This window comes from Chromobacterium sp. LK11 (assembly GCF_001043705.1).
GTDB classification, from domain to species: Bacteria; Pseudomonadota; Gammaproteobacteria; order Burkholderiales; family Chromobacteriaceae; genus Chromobacterium; species Chromobacterium alkanivorans.
The window spans coordinates 122042-138654 of record NZ_LDUR01000012.1; the positions used below are offsets into that span (position 1 = coordinate 122042).

The window sequence follows — 16613 nt, forward strand, 5'->3', positions numbered from 1 at the left end:
ATCATCACGCGCCCGCCGCCACTTTGGCCGGCACCGCGCCGATGGAGCCCGCGCCCATGGTCACCACCACGTCGCCGTCGCGAGCTTGATCGAAAATGGTCTGCTGCATCTCGGCGATGTCCTCGACGAACACCGGCTCCACCTTGCCCAGCACCCGCACCGCGCGCGCTAGCGCGCGGCCGTCGGCGGCCACGATGGGCGCTTCGCCGGCGGCGTAGACTTCGGACAACAGCAGCGCGTCCACGCCGGACAGCACTTTGACGAAGTCCTCGAACAGGTCCCGGGTGCGGGTGTAGCGGTGCGGCTGGAAGGCCAACACCAGACGCTTGTCCGGGAAGGCGCCGCGCACCGCGGCCAGCGTGGCGGCCATTTCCACCGGATGGTGGCCGTAGTCGTCCACCAGGGTGAAACTGCCGCCGTCCTTGGCCGGCACTTCGCCGTAACGCTGGAAGCGGCGGCCTACGCCGGCGAACTCGGCCAGGCCTTGCTGGATCGCCTCAACGCTGGCGCCGCACTCCAGGCCGATGGCGATGGCGGACAGCGCGTTGAGCACGTTGTGGCGGCCCGGCATGTTCAGCACCACCGGGAAGCGCACTTCCTTGCCGTTCTTCACCACCACGTCGAAATGCATCTGGCCGGCGGCGGCGCGCACGTTCTCGGCGTAGATGTCGGCGGAATCGTCTAGGCCGTAGGTGGTCACCGGCTTGGTGATGCGGCCGCGGATCTCGCGCACATTGGGGTCGTCCACGCACAGCACCGCGCGGCCGTAGAACGGCAGCCGCTGCAGGAAATCGACGAAAGCCTGCTTGAGCTTGTCGAAGCTGTGGTCGTAGGTGTCCATGTGGTCGGCGTCGATATTGGTCACCACCGCCATCACCGGAGTCAGGTGCAGGAAGGAAGCGTCCGATTCGTCGGCCTCGGCCACCAGGAATTCGCCGGAGCCCAGCCGCGCGTTGGTGCCGGCCGCGGTCAGCTTGCCGCCGATGACGAAGGTGGGGTCCAGGCCGGCCGCGCCCAGCACCGAAGCGGTCAGGCTGGTGGTGGTGGTCTTGCCGTGGGTGCCGGCGATGGCGATGCCCTGCTTGAAGCGCATCAGTTCGGCCAGCATCAGCGCGCGCGGGATCACCGGGATCTTGCTGGCGCGCGCTTCCTGCACTTCCGGGTTGTCGGCCTTGACCGCGGTGGAGGTCACCACCACGTCGGCGCCGTGCATATAGGTGGCGTCGTGGCCGTAGAACACGCGAATGCCCTGATCGATCAGCCGCTTGCTGGTGGCGCTCTCCGCCATGTCGGAACCGGACACGGTAAAGCCCAGGCCGTGCAGCACCTCGGCGATGCCGCACATGCCGACGCCGCCTATGCCTACGAAATGTATGTGTTTGACCCTGTGTTTCATGTCTGTGTCTCTGCTTGAGCGCTCGTTTGACGCCCTGTCATTCCTTGGCCAGCTGCTGGCACAGGTCGGCCACCCGGCCGGCCGCGCCGGAACGGGCCAGCGCGCGCGCGCGCTCGGCCTTGTCCAGCAACTGTTCTCTGTCCAAACCCGCCAACAGGCCCGCAAGCCCGTCGGCGTTCAATTCCTTCTGCGGCAGATGCCAGGCCGCGCCGGCCTGCGCCATCCACTCGGCGTTGTCGCGCTGATGACCGGTGGTGGACACCACCAGCGGCACCAGCACGCTGGGCACGCCGGCCGCGCACAATTCGCTGACCGTGATCGCGCCGGCGCGGCAGATCACCAGGTCGCATTCGGCCAGGCGCTTCGGCATGTCGTCGACGAAAGGCAGCAACTCCACTTGCTCGCGCAGGCCCGCCGCCTGATAAGCGGCCTCGACCGCGGCGAAATTCGCCTCGCCGGTCTGGTGCGTCAGCCGCGGCCGCTGCTCGGCCGGCAATTTGGCCATCGCCTGCGGCAAGGTTTCGTTCAAAACCTTGGCGCCCAGGCTGCCGCCCACCACCAGCACCTTCAGCGGTCCGCCGCGGCCGGCGAAGCGCTCCGCCGGCGCGGCGATGCCCTCGATCTCGCCTCGCACCGGATTGCCGGTGACCAGCGCCTTGCCGTTGCGCGCCGCGTCCCCATCGAAACCGCAGACCAGTTTCTTGGCGAAGGGCAGCAAAGCCTTATTGCTCAACAACAGGCCGGCGTCGGCGTTGACCAACACCAGCGGCTTCCACAGCAGGCCCGCCATCACGCCGCCGGGCAGGCAGACGTAACCGCCCATTCCCAGCACCACGTCCGGGCGGTGACGGAAAATCTGCGCCGCGCTGCTGAAGAAGGCGCCGATCAGCTGCAACGCACCCTTGGCCGAGCCCAGCAGGCCCTTGCCGCGCACGCCGTGAAAGTTCAGCCGCTCCAGCGGAATGCCGGTCGGCGGCACCAATTTGTTCTCCATGCCGCGGCGGGTGCCCAGCCACACCACCTTCCAGCCCCGGCTTTGCAACTCTTTGGCCACGGCAAGGCCGGGGACGATGTGTCCACCCGTGCCAGCCGCCATCACCATGACCGTGCGATTCGCCATCTCTATCCGTTCCGTTAACTCTCGTTGCCGCGCATCATGCGCCGGTTTTTGCTTCGCCCTTCGGGCTCGCAGAAACCGCCACCTACGGGCTTACGCCCTAACGCGCCTGACAGCGCTGCTCATGCGCGGCTACACTTTGTAGCCGCGCATGATGCGGCGGTTTTCATAATCAACCCGCAGCAGCACCGCCACCGCGATCAAATTCATCAACATCGCCGAGCCGCCGAAGGACATCAGCGGCAAGGTCAAACCCTTGGTCGGCAGCAGGCCCATATTCACCCCGATGTTGAAAAACACCTGGATGCCGAGCCAGATGCCCAGGCCCTGCGCCACCAGCGACTGGTAGTAACGTTCCAGCTTTTTCGACTCCACGCCGATGTGGAAGGCGCGGCGCACGATCCAGGCGTACAGGCCGATCACCACGCAGATGCCGGCGAAACCGAACTCTTCCGAAATCACCGCCATGATGAAGTCGGTATGCGCTTCCGGCAGGTAAAACAGTTTCTCTATGCTGCCGCCCAGGCCGACGCCGAACCACTCGCCGCGACCGATGGCGATCAATGAATGCGACAGCTGGTAACCCTTGCCGTAGGGGTCGTCCCACGGGTCCATGAAGCCCAGCACCCGCTTCAAGCGATACGGCGAGGAGATGATCAGCACCACGATGGCGCCCACCGCCATCACCGCCAGCCCGCTGAAGATGCGCATATTGATGCCGCCGAGGAAGAGCACGCCCATCGCGATGCTCATCACCACCATCAGCGCGCCGAAGTCCGGCTCGCGCAGCAGCAGGAAGGCCACCACCACCATGGCGGCGAACATCGGCGCGAAGCCTTCTTTCAGGCTGTGCAGCAGATGGCTCTTGCGCACGGTGTAATCCGCCGCGTACAGCACGGTGGCGAACTTCATCACCTCCGACGGCTGCAGGTTCAGCACGATCAGATTGATCCAGCGCCGCGAGCCGTTGACCATCTTGCCGATGCCGGGAATCAGCACCAGCACCAGCAACACCAGTCCGATCAGGAAAATCTTGCCGGAGTACTTCTGCCAGAACGCCGTCGGGATTTGGAAAGCGATATAGGCCGCGCTCAGCCCTATCGTCATGAAGATCATGTGACGGATCAGGTAGAAGTAGCGGTTGTGCGTGGCCGCGTCGGCCTCGGCGTAGGCGATGGACGCCGAGTACACCATCACCAGGCTGATCGACAACAGCAGGGCCAGCGCCCAGGACAGCGCTTCGTCGAACGGCTTGATGGCGGCGTAGCGCCGGGCTCCGTGCACGATCATGGCCGCGTCGCCTCCGCTTGCCGCGCCTTCAGCTCGCGCACGGCGTCGATGAACACCTGGGCGCGATGCGCGTAGTTGCGGAACATGTCCAGGCTGGCGCAGGCCGGCGACAGCAGCACCACGTCGCCCGGCTGCGCCAGTTCCGCCGCGCGGCGGGTGGCTTCTTCCAGCGTCGCGCAGTCGTGCAGCGGCAGGCCGGTGGCGGCCAGCGCGGCGCGGATCTTGCCGGCGTCGCGGCCGATCAGCAGCACCGCGCGGGCGATGCGGCCGCAAGCCGGCGCCAGCGGCGCGAAGTCCTGGCCCTTGCCGTCGCCGCCGGCGATCAACACCACCGGACGGGTCATGCCGTTCAGCGCCGCCTCGGTGGCGCCGACATTGGTGCCCTTGGAATCATCGATAAACGCCACCGCGCCGATTTCGTCTACCAGCTCGACGCGATGCTCCAGGCCCTGGAAGGTTTTCAGCCCTTGCAGCAAGGCGGCGCGCGGCGCGCCCACCGCTTCGCACAAGGCCAGCGCGGCCAGCGCGTTGGCGGCGTTGTGCAGGCCCTGCAAGCTCATCTCGGCGCAATCGAAGGCCGGCTCGCCGTCCAGGCTCAGCCAGTAACGGCCGTCATCCTGCCGCAACGCGTATCCGGCATTCTCTGTCAGCGAGAACCATTTGACCGCGCGGCCGGGCCGCACCATCGCGCGCACCAGCGCGTCGTCGCGGTTCAGCACCTGGACGCCGGCGCCGTGGAACACCCGGGTCTTGGTGTGGGCGTAGTCCAGCAGGTCGTCGTAGCGATCGAGGTGGTCCTCGGAAATGTTCAGCACCGTGGCCGCGTCGGCCTCCAGGCTGTAAGTGGATTCCAGCTGAAAGCTGGACAGCTCCAGCACCCACACGTCCGGGCGCTTGCCGCTTCGCTCGCGTTCCAGCTGCGCCTCCAGCACCGCCAGGCCGATATTGCCGGCCACCACCGCGTCCAGGCCGGCGGCGGCGCACAGATGGCCGGCCAGGCTGGTGACGGTGCTCTTGCCGTTGGAGCCGGTGATGGCGATCACCTTGCTGCCGTCGCCGCGGATCGCGCGCGCCAGCACTTCGATATCGCCTATCACCTCGCCGCCGGCTTGGCGGAAGGCGGCGACGGCCGGGTGCTTCAGCGGCACGCCCGGGCTCAGCACCAGCAGGTCGGCGTCGGCGAAGGTCTGCGCGCTGAAGTCGCCGCTGCGCACTTCCGCCTCAGGCAGGAAGGCGCGCAGTTCGGCCACGCGCTCGGCCGACGGCTTGGCGTCGGCCACGCTCACGCGCGCGCCGTGCGCGGCCAGGTAGCGCGCGGCCGCCAGGCCCGAGCCTCCCAAGCCCACCACCACGACGTGACGATTCGCGTAGTCCATAGTCTTCCTCAACGCAGCTTGATGGTGGACAGGCCGGCCAACACCAGCATCATGGTGATGATCCAGAAACGCACCACCACTTGCGTTTCCTTCCAGCCCTTCAACTCATAGTGGTGATGCAGCGGCGCCATGCGGAACACCCGCTTGCCGGTGAGCTTGAACGAAGCCACCTGGATCATCACCGACAGCGCTTCCACCACGAACAGGCCGCCCATGATCAAGAGCACGATTTCCTGACGCACGATCACCGCCACGGTGCCCAGCGCCGCGCCCAGCGCCAGCGCGCCGACGTCGCCCATGAAGACCTGGGCCGGATAGGCGTTGAACCATAAAAATCCCAAGCAAGCGCCGCACATCGCCGCGCAGAACACCACCACCTCGTGCGCGCCGGGAATGAAGGGCAGGCCCAGGTATTTGGAAAACACCGCGTGGCCGGCGACGTAGGCGAAGATGGACAGGCCGGCCGCCACCATCACGGTGGGCAGGGCCGCCAGGCCGTCCAGGCCGTCGGTCAGGTTCACCGCGTTGGAAGTGCCTACGATGACGAAATAGGTGAGGATGCAAAAACCGATCGCGCCCAGCGGATAGGAAATGGTCTTGACGAAGGGCACGATCAGCTCGGTGGACGCCGGCAGCTTGGCGGTGGCGATCAGGAACACGCCGGCGCCGATGGCGATGGCGGACTGCCAGGCCATCTTGAACTTGGCGGACACGCCTTTCGGGTCCTTGTACACCACCTTGCGCCAGTCGTCGTAAAAGCCCAGCGCGCCGGTGCCGAACATCACCGCCAGCAGCAGCCACACGTATTTGTTGGACAGGTCCGCCCACAGCAGCGTGGTCAGGCCGATGGCCAGCAGGATCAGCGAGCCGCCCATGGTCGGGGTGCCGGCCTTGACCAGATGGGTTTGCGGGCCGTCGTTGCGCACCGCCTGGCCCACTTTGAGCTCGGTCAGTTTGCGGATCACCCACGGCCCCAGCAGCAGCGAGATCGCCAGCGCGGTCAGCGCCGCCATCACCGCGCGCAGCGTGATGTAGTTGAAGACGTTGAAGGCCCGGATGTGGGAGCCCAGCATTTCAGCCAGCCAGAGCAGCACGTTATTGTTCCTCTCTAAATTGTTGCATCAGGTGTTCCACCACCCGTTCCATGCGCATGAAGCGCGACCCCTTGACCAGAACGGAGGCACCCGACGGCAACTGCCGGTCGAGAAACTCGTACAACTCGTCAATCGAATCAAAATGTTTGCCGCTCGCGCCGCAGGCGACGGCGGCGTGGCGCGAAGCCTCGCCCAGCGTCAGCAGCAGGTCGACGCCGCGCGCCCGCGCGTACTCGCCCACTTCCGCGTGCAGCGCGTCGGCGGCCTCGCCCAGCTCGCCGATGTCGCCCATCACGAAGCAGCGCGGCGCCGGCAGGCGGATCAGCACGTCTATCCCGGCCTTCATCGAATCCGGGTTGGCGTTGTAGCTGTCGTCGATCACGCTCAGGCCGCGCGGGCTTTGCTTCAGTTGCAAACGGCCCTTGGCGCCGCCGAAAGCCGCCAGGCCGGCGGCGATGTCGTCCAGCGGCACGCCGGCGGCCAGCGCCAGGCTGGCGGCGGCCAGCGCGTTGCGCACATTGTGTTCGCCCGGCGCCGGCAGTTCTATCCGCCGCTCGCCGTCGGCGCAGCGCAGCGTAAAGCGGCTGTTCAAGGCGCCCAGCTCGATGTCGGCGGCGTGAACATCGGCTTCGGGGTTCAGACCGAAGGCGATCTGGCGATGGCCGTCCGCCGCGCGGCGGAACAGCTCCAGATTGGCGTCGTCGGCGTTCAACACAGCCACGCCGTCCTCGTCCAGGCCTTCGAAGATTTCCGCCTTGGCGCGCGCCACCTCCTCGGTGGAGCCGAAATAGCCGAAATGGGCGCGCATCGCGTTGTTGACCAGGGCGACGCGCGGCCGGGCCAGGCCGGTCAGATAGCTAAGCTCGCCGTGATGGTTCATGCCCATCTCCAGCACCGCGTAGCGATGCGCCGGCGTCAGCCGCAGCAGGGTCAGCGGCAGGCCGATGTCGTTGTTGAAGTTGCCGGCGGTGGCCAGCACCGCGTCCGCGCCCGCATGCTGGCGCAAGATCGCCGCCAGCATTTCCTTGACCGTGGTCTTGCCGTTGGAGCCGGTGACGCCGATGCGCAGCGCCGCTTGGCGCAGCGCCCAGCCGGAAGCCAGCCGGCCCAGGGCCAGCCGGGTGTCGTCGACGCGGATCAAGCTGGCGCCGGGCAAGGCGTAATCCGCGCGCACCAGCGCGGCAGCGCCCTTGGCCGCCACCTCGGCGACGAAGTCGTGGGCGTCGAAACGCTCGCCCTTCAGCGCGACGAACAGATCGCCGGGACCGGCCTCGCGGCTGTCGGTCACCACGCGCAGGATGTCGCCGTCCGGGCCGCTCAATGCGCCCCGGGCCAGTTCGGCGGCCTGCAGCAGCGTCATCATGCGCGCTCTCCCCAGGCGGTCAGCGCCTCTTCCGCCACGCGGAAGTCGGAGAACGGCCGCTTGACGCCGGCGATGTCCTGGTATTCCTCATGCCCCTTGCCGGCCACTAGCACCACGTCGCCGGCGCGCGCCTGGCTCACCGCCCAATGGATGGCGGCTTCGCGGTCGACTTCGACATGGCCGGGCCGCTGCATGCCGGCAAGCACGTCGCGCAGAATGGCTTGCGGGTCTTCGGTGCGCGGGTTGTCGCTGGTCAGCACCGCCACGTCGGCGATTTTCTCGGCGATGGCGCCCATCATCGGGCGTTTGCCTGGATCGCGGTCGCCGCCGCAGCCGAACACGCAAAACAGGCGGCCGCCTTCCGGGCGGATCTCGGCCAGCGTGGACAAGGCTTTTTCCAGCGCGTCCGGGGTGTGGGCGTAGTCGATCACCACCAGCGGCTCATGCGCGCCGCCGACGCTCTGCATGCGGCCGCGCGCCGGCTGGATGCGCGCCATCACCGCGGCGGCGTCGCGCAGGCTGACGCCGTTGACGCACAGCGTGGCCAGACAGGCCAGCAGGTTGGCGGCGTTGAAACGGCCCACCAGGCCGGTGCGCACGTCGGCGACGCCCCAGGGCGTGGTCACCGTCAGCTGCAGGCCGTCCAGCGTGGCGGCCAGCGCCAGCGGACGCACATCGCCCTGTTCCAGGCCGTAAGTCACCACCTGGGTCTGCGCCGGGTCGATCTCGGCGGCCAGCTGGCGGCCGAAAGCGTCGTCGGCGTTGATCACCGCGTGTTTCAGGCCCTCCCAGAAGAACAGCTTCTTCTTGGATTCGCCGTAGGCTTCCATCGAACCGTGATAATCCAGGTGGTCCCGGGTCAGGTTGGTCAGCACCGCGGTGGCGAAGTCCACGCCGTTGACGCGGCTTTGATCCAGGCTGTGGCTGGATACTTCCATGGTCACCACGTGCGCGCCCTGGCGACGGTATTCGGCCAGCTTTTGCTGAATGGTCACCGGGTCCGGCGTGGTGTGGGTGGTTTCGGTCAGTTCGCCGTAAAAGCCGTTGCCTACGGTGCCGATCAGCGCCGCCTTCTGGCCCAGCAGCGAGAAGGCCTGCGCCAGCCAGTGGGAAATCGAGGTCTTGCCGTTGGTGCCGGTGATGCCGATCACGCGCAGCGCGCGGCTGGGATAGCCGTAAACCTCGGCCGCCAGCATGCCGATGCGGTCGCGCAGATGCGGCACCGGCAGATTGGGCGCCTGCCACAGCGGATTCCAGGCGAAGCCGCCTGCGTCGTCCCACAACACCGCGGCCGCGCCTTTCGCCAGCGCGGCCTGGATGTAGTCGCGGCCGTCGGAATGCAGGCCGGGGCACGCCAGGAACACGTCGCCGGGCAGCACGCGGCGGCTGTCGGTCTCCACCCGCTTGACGGGCAGTCCCAATTGTTTGATGTCGGCCGGATTCCAGTCCGGCATGGGGGTCAAACGGCTTTTCATGATCTGATCAAAAATCCACCGGCACCGGGGTGGATTCCGGCAATAAAGTGTTGTTGGAGGGCTCGTCCGGCTGCACGTTCAGCACTCGCAGCGCGCCGCCGGCGATCTGCGAGAACACCGGCGCAGCCACCGCGCCGCCGTAATATTTGCCCGCTGAGGGCTCGTCTATCATCACCGACACGATCACCCGCGGCGATTTGCCCGGCGCGAAGCCCATGAACAGCGCGCGGTGCTTGTTGGCCACATAGGCGCGGCCTTCCAGCTTGCGCGCGGTGCCGCTCTTGCCGCCTATGCTGTAGCCGATGATGCGGCCGCCGACGGCGCCGCCGCCCGGCTGGCTGTTGGCGATCAGCAGATCGCGCATCTCGTGCGCGGTCTTTTCCGCCAGCACGCGCTTGCCCGGCATCGGCGTATTGGTCTTGTACAGCGAGATGGGCAGCATCACGCCGTCGTTGGCGAACACGGTGTAGGCGCGCGCCATCTGGATCAGGCTGACCGAGATGCCGTAGCCGAAGGACATCGTCGCCTGCTCGATCGGCCGCCAGTTGTGCCAGTCGCGCAGCCGGCCGCCGGCCTCGCCGGGGAAGCCGGTTTCCGGCGCGCGGCCGAAGCCCAGCGCGTCGTAATGCTTCCAGGTTTGCTCCGGCGAGCTCATCAGCGCCAGCTTGCTGGTGCCGACGTTGGACGATTTCTGGATGATGCCGAGGATGTCCAGGCTGGGGCGCGGCGCCACGTCGCGGATGGTGGCCGGGCCTATCATGTAAGTGTGGGTGTCCAGCACCGTGTTGAGGCCGGCCTTGCCGTTTTCCAGCGCCAGCGCGATGGACAGCGGCTTCATCGTCGAACCCGGCTCGAACAGGTCGATCACGCCGCGGTTGCGCATCATTTCCGGCGTCACGCCGCTGCGGTTGTTGGGGTTGAACGACGGATAGTTGGCCAGCGCCAGCAGTTCGCCGGTGTGCGCGTCCACCACCACCACGCTGCCGGCCTTGGCCTTGTTCAACTCCACCGCCGCCTTCAGCTCGCGGTAAGCCAGGTACTGGATGCGGTGATCCACCGCCAGCGCCAGCTTCTGGCCGTCGCGCGGCGGCTCGATGGCGGCGATGTCTTCGATGATGTGGCCGCGGCGGTCCTTCAGCACCACGCGGCGGCCGTCCTTGCCGGCCAGCATCTTCTCGCGCGCCAGTTCCACGCCTTCCTGGCCCTTGCCGTCCACGCCGGTGAAACCGATGATGTGGGACACGATTTCCCCGGCCGGGTAGAAGCGGCGGAATTCCTGCTGCTTGGCGATGCCGGGCACGCCCAGCGCCATCACCTTGTCGGCCAGCTCCGGGCTGATCTGGCGCTTGATGTAGACGAATTCCTTCTTGCGGTCGGACAGCTTGGCCGACAGCTCTTCCGGCGACAGGTCCAGCATCGCCGCCAGTTCGCGCAGCTTGGCCGGCGGCACCGGCTCCATGTCCGCCGGGCTGGCCCAGATGGTCTGCACCGGCGAGCTGATCGCCAGCGGTTCGCCGTTGCGGTCGGTGATCACGCCGCGGTTGGCTTCCAGCGTCAGCGCGCGGCGGAAACGGGCCTCGCCTTGGTTCTGCAGGAAGTCCTGCTGCACCACTTGCAGATAGACCGCGCGGCCGATCAGCGCCAGGAACAGCAGCGCCAGCATCAGCAGCACGAAACGCACGCGGCCCGGCTTCATGCGCAGCGCGGGGCTGGCGTCCGGGATGCGTTGCTGGTGGCGCGGGGAGTAAGTGCGCATCACATCCCCTTTCCAGGCGAGACCACCTGGATCTGGCGCGGATCCGGGGTATGCATGTCGAGGCGGCTGGACGCGGCTTTCTCAATCACCGCGTGCGCGCCCCAGGTGCTCTGCTCCAACTGCAGCTGGCCGAACTCGATCTCCAGCTGCTGGGCGGATTTGCGCTCTTTCTGCAAATCGCTGTAGAGCTTGCGCGACACGTGGGTCGAGGTGACCACCGACCAGGCGGACAGCACCACGATGACCAGCAGTATCGCGTTGAGCTTGTTCATGCGTCGATCTCCCGCCACGGCGCGGCGGTGCGCTCGGCCACGCGCATGATGGCGCTGCGGGAGCGCGCGTTGGCGCGTACCTCCTCATCGCCCGCGCGCACCGGCTTGCCCACGGTGGACATCGGCGGCTGCGCCATGTCGGAGGCGCGCACCATCGCCCAGGCCGGCAGTTTTTCCTCGCTGCTGGCGTCGCGCAGGTATTGCTTGACGATGCGGTCTTCCAGCGAATGGAAGCTGATCACCGCCAGGCGGCCGTTTTCCGCCAGGCGGCGCGCCGCCTGCGGCAGCACCGCCTTGAGCTCGTCCAGCTCGCGGTTCACAAAGATCCGGATCGCTTGGAAGGTACGCGTTGCGGGGTCCTGACCCGGTTCCCGAGTACGGACGTTTTGCCCAACGAGCAAGGCGAGCTCACGCGTGGTCTGGAGGGGGGCGTCAGCCCTTTGCGCAACAATGGCTGCTGCGATCTTGCGAGCAAACCGCTCTTCACCATAAGTCTTGATGACCTCTCTGATATCGGCCTCGTCTGCCGTCGCCAACCATTCGGCCGCGGTGATGCCGCGGGTGGTATCCATACGCATGTCCAAGGGCGCGTCGAAACGGAAGCTGAAACCGCGCCGTCCGTCGTCGATCTGCGGCGAGGACACGCCCAGATCCATCAACACGCCGTCCACCCGGGGCACGCCCAGGCGGTCCAGTTCCTGCCCCAGCGTTTCAAAACCGTTGTGCACGATCTGAAAACGCGGGTCTTCCTCCGCCAGCCGCGTGGCCACGGCGATGGCTTCGGGATCCTTGTCGAAGGCAATCAGGCGGCCTTGCGGCCCCAGTCGCGACAGGATCAAGCGGCTGTGGCCACCTCGACCGAACGTGCAATCGACATAGACGCCATCCGGCCGGATGGCGAGCGCGTCGACCGCTTCGGTCAAGAGCACCGTCAGGTGCACAAAAGGGGTGGTGCTCACAGCGTAAAGTCTCCAAGGTGTTGGGCCAGATCGGCTTGATCGATGGCCAGGGCGTCAGCGGTCTGGCTGTCCCATTCCTCGGCATTCCACAGCTCGAAGCGGTTGCCCATGCCCACCAGCGCGACGTCCTTGTCGAGTCCGGTGAGATCGCGCAGGCGCGCGGGCAGCAGAATGCGTCCGGCACTGTCCATTTCCAGCGTTTCCGCGTGGCCGAGCACGAGGCGCTGGTAACGTTTCAGAGTGGGATTGCCGGTGGGAAGGGCTAACAGACGGGCTTCGACCGGACGCCAGTTGGGTTCGGGGTAGATCAGCAAGTGGTCTTGGGACTCGAGGGTGACGACCAGTTTGTGCCCGAAAGCGGACAGCAGTGTCTCGCGGTGTTTGGCCGGAATAGCCAAACGCCCCTTGCTATCGAGAGACAAGATGCTGACACCACCAATCATGATTTCGAGCCCGCTGACCGAATAAACCTAAGGGGCCGTCGCCCCCTGGGGCAAATGCCCCACTTTCACCCACTTCGCCCCACTTTCCGCCACTATAAGAAAGAACTTCTCCACGGTCAACATCGAGAAGTTCTAATTCACCTTTTGAGACAATGACTTAGCGGACAGCGCGAAAAGCGGATTCCTTGTCAAATCAGAGGCTTAAAAACATCAGTCAAAGTGAGCTGTTAACACTCGAACTATTCCCGAAACACCACACCCCGGGCCTGGGAATATTTCCAAGGACAGTCCAATGCAAGACCACTTGCCGCGCCGCAGCACAAAAACAGGACGGCGGCGCCGCATTCGGCGCCGCCGTCCCGGAGTCCCGCAGGATCAGGCCAGTTTTTGACGCAGGATGTCCTGCACCTGGGCCGGATTCGCCTTGCCCTTGGAAGCCTTCATCACCTGGCCGGCCAAGGCGTTGAGCGCCTTCTCCTTGCCGGCGCGGTATTCCTCCACCGCCTTGGGATTGGCGGCGATCGCCTCTTCCACCATCTTCTCGATGGCGCCGACGTCGGACACCTGCTTCAGGCCGTCGCGCTCGATGATGGCGTCGGCGGACAGCTCGCTGTCCCACAAGGCGTCGAACACCTGCTTGGCCAGCTTGCTGGACAGGGTGTTGTCGGCGATGCGCGCGACCAGACCAGACAGACGCTCCGCCGAGATCGGGCAATCGACGATGTCCTTGCCGTCGCGATTCAGCCGCGCGGCGATCTCGCCGTTGATCCAGTTGGCGGCCAGCTTGCCCTGGCCGGAAGCCTTGGCCGCGGCCTCGAAGTACTGCGCCTGCGCCAGGCTGGAGGTCAGCAGCGCCGCGTCGTAGGCGGACACGCCATAGGCCTCCGCCAGACGGACTTGCATCGCCGCCGGCAGTTCCGGCATCTCGCCGCGGATGCGGGCGATCTGCTCATCGGAAATGCGCACCGGCAGCAGATCCGGATCCGGGAAGTAGCGGTAGTCGTGCGCGTCTTCCTTGCTGCGCATCATCCGGGTCTCGCCGGTGTCCGGGTCGAACAGCACGGTGGCCTGCTGCACCTTGCCGCCGTCTTCCAGGGTGTCGATCTGCCACTGGATTTCGTACTTGGCGGCCTGCTCCAGGAAGCGGAAGGAGTTGAGGTTCTTGATCTCGCGGCGGGTGCCGAAGGCCTGCTGGCCTTCCGGGCGCACCGACACGTTGACGTCCATGCGGAAGCTGCCTTCCTGCATATTGCCGTCGCAGATGCCCAGCCAGGTCACCAGCGCGTACAAGGCTTTGACATAGGCCAGCGCCTCGTCCACCGAGCGCATGTCCGGTTCGGACACCACTTCCAGCAGCGGCGTGCCGGCGCGGTTGAGGTCGATGCCGGACAGGCCGTGGAAGTCTTCATGCAGGCTCTTGCCGGCGTCCTCTTCCATATGGGCGCGGGTCACGCCTATCACCTTCTCCTGCTCGCCCACCAGGATCTTCAGCTGGCCGTGCTCGACGATGGGCAGGTCCATCTGGCTGATCTGGTAGCCCTTGGGGAGATCCGGATAGAAGTAGTTCTTGCGCGCGAACACGTTCTTCTGGTTGATCTTGGCGTCCAGCGCCAGGCCCAGACGAATGGCCTTGTCCACCACCGCCTTGTTCAATACCGGCAGCACGCCGGGAAAGGCCAGCTCCACCGCGGAGGCCTGGGTGTTCGGCTCCGCGCCGAAGGCGGTGCTGGAGCCGGAGAAAATCTTGGAGACGGTATTGAGCTGCACATGCACCTCGATGCCGATGACGACTTCCCATTTCATGGTTGGAAAATCCTTCTATTATTTTTGCCGCGGAAGCACACGGAAAACACGGAAGAAAAACGGCTGACACTACCCCCATCAGCTAATCCGCCCCTTGGAAGCCAGGGTTTGCCTGTGTCCTTCCGTGTGCTTCCGTGGCTAATTCATTCAATTACAAAACCGGCGCGCGGCTGTGCCAATCGGTAGCCAACTGGAACTGATGCGCGACGTTCAACATCTTCGCTTCGCCGAAGTAGTTGCCGATGATCTGCAAGCCGATCGGGCGGCCATTGGCGCTGAAGCCGGCCGGCACGCTCATGCCCGGCAAGCCGGCCAGGTTCACCGACAGCGTGTAGATGTCGGACAGATACATCTGCACCGGGTCGTCGTTCATCGAGCCGATGTCGAAGGCGGCGGTCGGCGCCACCGGCCCCAGGATCACGTCGCACTGTTCGAAGGCGGCCTTGAAATCGTTGGCGATCAGGCGGCGAATTTTCTGAGCCTTCAGATAGTAAGCGTCGTAATAGCCGTGCGACAGCACATAGCTGCCCACCAGGATGCGGCGCTTGACCTCGCTGCCGAAGCCTTCGGCGCGGGTCTTCTCGTACATGTCCACCAGGTCTTTGTACTCGGCGGCGCGGTGACCGTAACGCACGCCGTCGTAGCGCGACAGATTGGTCGAGGCCTCGGCCGGCGCGATCACATAGTAGGCTGGGATGGACAGCTCGGTGTTGGGCAGACTGATTTCCACCACCTGCGCGCCCTGCTTCTTCAGCACCGCCACCGCCTCGTCCACCGCGCGCGCCACGTCGGCGCTCAGGCCCGCGGCGAAGTACTCGCGCGGCAGGCCCACTTTCAGGCCGGCCAGCGGCTGGTTCAGATCACGGGCGTAGTCTTCGCCGGCGCGCTCCAGGCTGGTGGAGTCGCGCGGATCGAAGCCGGCCATCACGTTCAGCATCAGCGCGCAGTCCTCGGCGGTCTGCGCGATCGGGCCGCCCTGATCCAGCGAGGAGGCGAAGGCCACCATGCCGTAGCGCGACACCACGCCGTAAGTCGGCTTGATGCCGGTGACGCCGCAATGGGAGGCCGGCTGGCGGATGGAGCCGCCGGTGTCGGTGGCGGTGGCCACCGGCGTCAGCCGCGCGGCCACGGCGGCGGCGGAACCGCCGGAGCTGCCGCCCGGCACCGCCTTCTGGTCCCAGGGGTTTTTCACCGCGCCGTAGAAGGAGTTCTCGTTGGACGAGCCCATCGCGAACTCGTCCATATTGGCGCGGCCCAGCGTCACCAGGCCGGCGGCCTGGCATTGTTCGACCACGTGGGCGCTGTACGGCGACACGAAATTGTCCAGCATCTTGGAGCCGCAGCTGGTTTTCCAGCCCTGCTGGCAGAACAGATCCTTGTGGATGATGGGCACGCCGGTCAGCGCATGGGCGTTGCCGGCGGCGATGCGCGCGTCGGCGGCCGCGGCTTCGGCCAGGGTCTTGGCGCGGTCGACGGTGACCAGCGCGTTGAGCGCCGGGTTCAGCGCTTCGATGCGGTCCAGGTATTGGGTGGCCAACTCAAGGCTGGAGACTTCCTTGGCCGCCAGCTGCCGCGACAGTTGCTTTAAAGTAGGCTGTGTCATTTCAAATGGAATCTTTAGCTATCCGGGAAGGGCGCCGCCGTCCTTTCAGACAGCGGCCGGCGCCGGCCTCCCGCGCGGGCGGGAACCTAAACCGGCGCAGGCAATCAGAGCATCACTCGATGACCTTGGGGACCAGGAACAAGCCCTTTTCCACTTGCGGGGCCACGGCCTGGAAAGCTTCGCGCTGATTGGTTTCGGTAACGACATCTTCGCGCAAACGCAAAGAGACATCCTGCGGATGGGCCATCGGCTCGATGCCGTCGGTGTTCACCGCCTGCATCTGTTCGATCAGGCCGAAAATATTATTGAGTTGCTTGCTTGTCGCGGCAATTTCCGCTTCATTGACATTGATGCGGGCAAGCTTGGCAATTCGTGCGACATCCTGATGCGTCAGCGACATGGTGTCCTCGTTCAAAACCTTTAATATTTCAAGCGTTATAGGGTATCATAGCCCGCTTGATTCTCCCAAGATCGACATCGCGCCACGGCGTAATTTCGGCAGCGCTTTCACCGCGCGGCCGACAGGCGGCAAGCCGCCGCGCCGGGGCCGGATCGTGCAGGCCTCGTCGAACCGACACGGCGTCGGAAAACGATGCGCAAGGCCAGCCGGGCGAAGCCGCTTAGCCGGCGTCGCCCAGTGGGCGCCAAGCGTCGTTTGCCACGCGG

14 protein-coding genes are annotated in these 16613 nt (G+C 65.9%); all 14 read right to left on the reverse strand.

Annotated elements, in window-relative coordinates:
• Window positions 1-4: 4 nt before the first annotated feature.
• The 14 genes from murC to gatC all read right to left on the reverse strand — a co-directional run bounded on the left by murC (window position 5) and on the right by gatC (window position 16347).
• Window positions 5-1396, reverse strand: a complete 1392-nt coding sequence (gene murC, locus VK98_RS08195; protein ID WP_048413565.1) for a UDP-N-acetylmuramate--L-alanine ligase — start codon at window positions 1394-1396, stop codon at window positions 5-7.
• Between the two features lie 37 nt (window positions 1397-1433).
• Complete coding sequence (gene murG / locus VK98_RS08200) at window positions 1434-2516, reverse strand: undecaprenyldiphospho-muramoylpentapeptide beta-N-acetylglucosaminyltransferase (protein ID WP_048413566.1); 1083 nt, start codon at window positions 2514-2516, stop codon at window positions 1434-1436.
• A gap of 129 nt (window positions 2517-2645) precedes the next feature.
• A complete protein-coding gene (gene ftsW / locus VK98_RS08205) occupies window positions 2646-3803 on the reverse strand; it encodes a putative lipid II flippase FtsW (RefSeq protein WP_048413567.1) in 1158 nt (385 codons plus the stop codon).
• Complete coding sequence (gene murD / locus VK98_RS08210; RefSeq protein WP_048413568.1) at window positions 3800-5179, reverse strand: UDP-N-acetylmuramoyl-L-alanine--D-glutamate ligase; 1380 nt, start codon at window positions 5177-5179, stop codon at window positions 3800-3802. The genes ftsW and murD overlap by 4 nt, the downstream gene beginning before the upstream one ends.
• Window positions 5180-5187: 8 nt before the next feature.
• Window positions 5188-6273, reverse strand: a complete 1086-nt coding sequence (mraY, locus tag VK98_RS08215) for a phospho-N-acetylmuramoyl-pentapeptide-transferase (RefSeq protein WP_048413569.1) — start codon at window positions 6271-6273, stop codon at window positions 5188-5190.
• Between the two features lies 1 nt (window position 6274).
• Window positions 6275-7636 carry a UDP-N-acetylmuramoyl-tripeptide--D-alanyl-D-alanine ligase gene (murF, locus tag VK98_RS08220; RefSeq protein ID WP_048413570.1) on the reverse strand — a complete coding sequence of 454 codons (1362 nt, stop codon included), beginning with the start codon at window positions 7634-7636 and terminating at the stop codon, window positions 6275-6277.
• A complete protein-coding gene (locus tag VK98_RS08225; protein WP_048413571.1) occupies window positions 7633-9111 on the reverse strand; it encodes a UDP-N-acetylmuramoyl-L-alanyl-D-glutamate--2,6-diaminopimelate ligase in 1479 nt (492 codons plus the stop codon). Before VK98_RS08225 ends, murF begins: the two co-directional genes overlap by 4 nt.
• A gap of 7 nt (window positions 9112-9118) precedes the next feature.
• A complete protein-coding gene (locus VK98_RS08230) occupies window positions 9119-10867 on the reverse strand; it encodes a penicillin-binding protein 2 (protein ID WP_048413572.1) in 1749 nt (582 codons plus the stop codon).
• Window positions 10867-11139, reverse strand: coding sequence for a cell division protein FtsL (gene ftsL / locus VK98_RS08235; protein ID WP_019102080.1), 273 nt, complete (start codon window positions 11137-11139; stop codon window positions 10867-10869). Before ftsL ends, VK98_RS08230 begins: the two co-directional genes overlap by 1 nt.
• The gene (gene rsmH / locus VK98_RS08240; RefSeq protein WP_048413573.1) at window positions 11136-12098 is read right to left on the reverse strand and encodes a 16S rRNA (cytosine(1402)-N(4))-methyltransferase RsmH; all 963 of its coding nucleotides are present in this window, start codon (window positions 12096-12098) and stop codon (window positions 11136-11138) included. The genes ftsL and rsmH overlap by 4 nt, the downstream gene beginning before the upstream one ends.
• Window positions 12095-12541 carry a division/cell wall cluster transcriptional repressor MraZ gene (gene mraZ, locus VK98_RS08245; RefSeq protein WP_048413574.1) on the reverse strand — a complete coding sequence of 149 codons (447 nt, stop codon included), beginning with the start codon at window positions 12539-12541 and terminating at the stop codon, window positions 12095-12097. The genes rsmH and mraZ overlap by 4 nt, the downstream gene beginning before the upstream one ends.
• Window positions 12542-12916: 375 nt before the next feature.
• A complete protein-coding gene (gene gatB, locus VK98_RS08250) occupies window positions 12917-14344 on the reverse strand; it encodes an Asp-tRNA(Asn)/Glu-tRNA(Gln) amidotransferase subunit GatB (RefSeq protein WP_048413575.1) in 1428 nt (475 codons plus the stop codon).
• 151 nt (window positions 14345-14495) lie between these two features.
• Entirely contained in the window at window positions 14496-15947 is a 1452-nt protein-coding gene (gene gatA / locus VK98_RS08255; RefSeq protein ID WP_048413576.1) for an Asp-tRNA(Asn)/Glu-tRNA(Gln) amidotransferase subunit GatA, read from the reverse strand.
• Between the two features lie 112 nt (window positions 15948-16059).
• Window positions 16060-16347 carry an Asp-tRNA(Asn)/Glu-tRNA(Gln) amidotransferase subunit GatC gene (gatC, locus tag VK98_RS08260; RefSeq protein ID WP_048408435.1) on the reverse strand — a complete coding sequence of 96 codons (288 nt, stop codon included), beginning with the start codon at window positions 16345-16347 and terminating at the stop codon, window positions 16060-16062.
• Between the last annotated feature and the right edge of the window lie 266 nt (window positions 16348-16613).

What these genes read in the sequence shown, in the direction of transcription:
- murC (WP_048413565.1), bottom strand. Translation starts at nt 1,396, where the DNA reads ATGAAACACAGGGTCAAACACATACATTTCGTAGGCATAGGCGGCGTC.
- murG (WP_048413566.1), bottom strand. Translation starts at nt 2,516, where the DNA reads ATGGCGAATCGCACGGTCATGGTGATGGCGGCTGGCACGGGTGGACAC.
- ftsW (WP_048413567.1), bottom strand. Translation starts at nt 3,803, where the DNA reads ATGATCGTGCACGGAGCCCGGCGCTACGCCGCCATCAAGCCGTTCGAC.
- murD (WP_048413568.1), bottom strand. Translation starts at nt 5,179, where the DNA reads ATGGACTACGCGAATCGTCACGTCGTGGTGGTGGGCTTGGGAGGCTCG.
- murF (WP_048413570.1), bottom strand. Translation starts at nt 7,636, where the DNA reads ATGATGACGCTGCTGCAGGCCGCCGAACTGGCCCGGGGCGCATTGAGC.
- VK98_RS08225 (WP_048413571.1), bottom strand. Translation starts at nt 9,111, where the DNA reads ATGAAAAGCCGTTTGACCCCCATGCCGGACTGGAATCCGGCCGACATC.
- VK98_RS08230 (WP_048413572.1), bottom strand. Translation starts at nt 10,867, where the DNA reads ATGCGCACTTACTCCCCGCGCCACCAGCAACGCATCCCGGACGCCAGC.
- ftsL (WP_019102080.1), bottom strand. Translation starts at nt 11,139, where the DNA reads ATGAACAAGCTCAACGCGATACTGCTGGTCATCGTGGTGCTGTCCGCC.
- mraZ (WP_048413574.1), bottom strand. Translation starts at nt 12,541, where the DNA reads ATGATTGGTGGTGTCAGCATCTTGTCTCTCGATAGCAAGGGGCGTTTG.
- gatB (WP_048413575.1), bottom strand. Translation starts at nt 14,344, where the DNA reads ATGAAATGGGAAGTCGTCATCGGCATCGAGGTGCATGTGCAGCTCAAT.
- gatA (WP_048413576.1), bottom strand. Translation starts at nt 15,947, where the DNA reads ATGACACAGCCTACTTTAAAGCAACTGTCGCGGCAGCTGGCGGCCAAG.
- gatC (WP_048408435.1), bottom strand. Translation starts at nt 16,347, where the DNA reads ATGTCGCTGACGCATCAGGATGTCGCACGAATTGCCAAGCTTGCCCGC.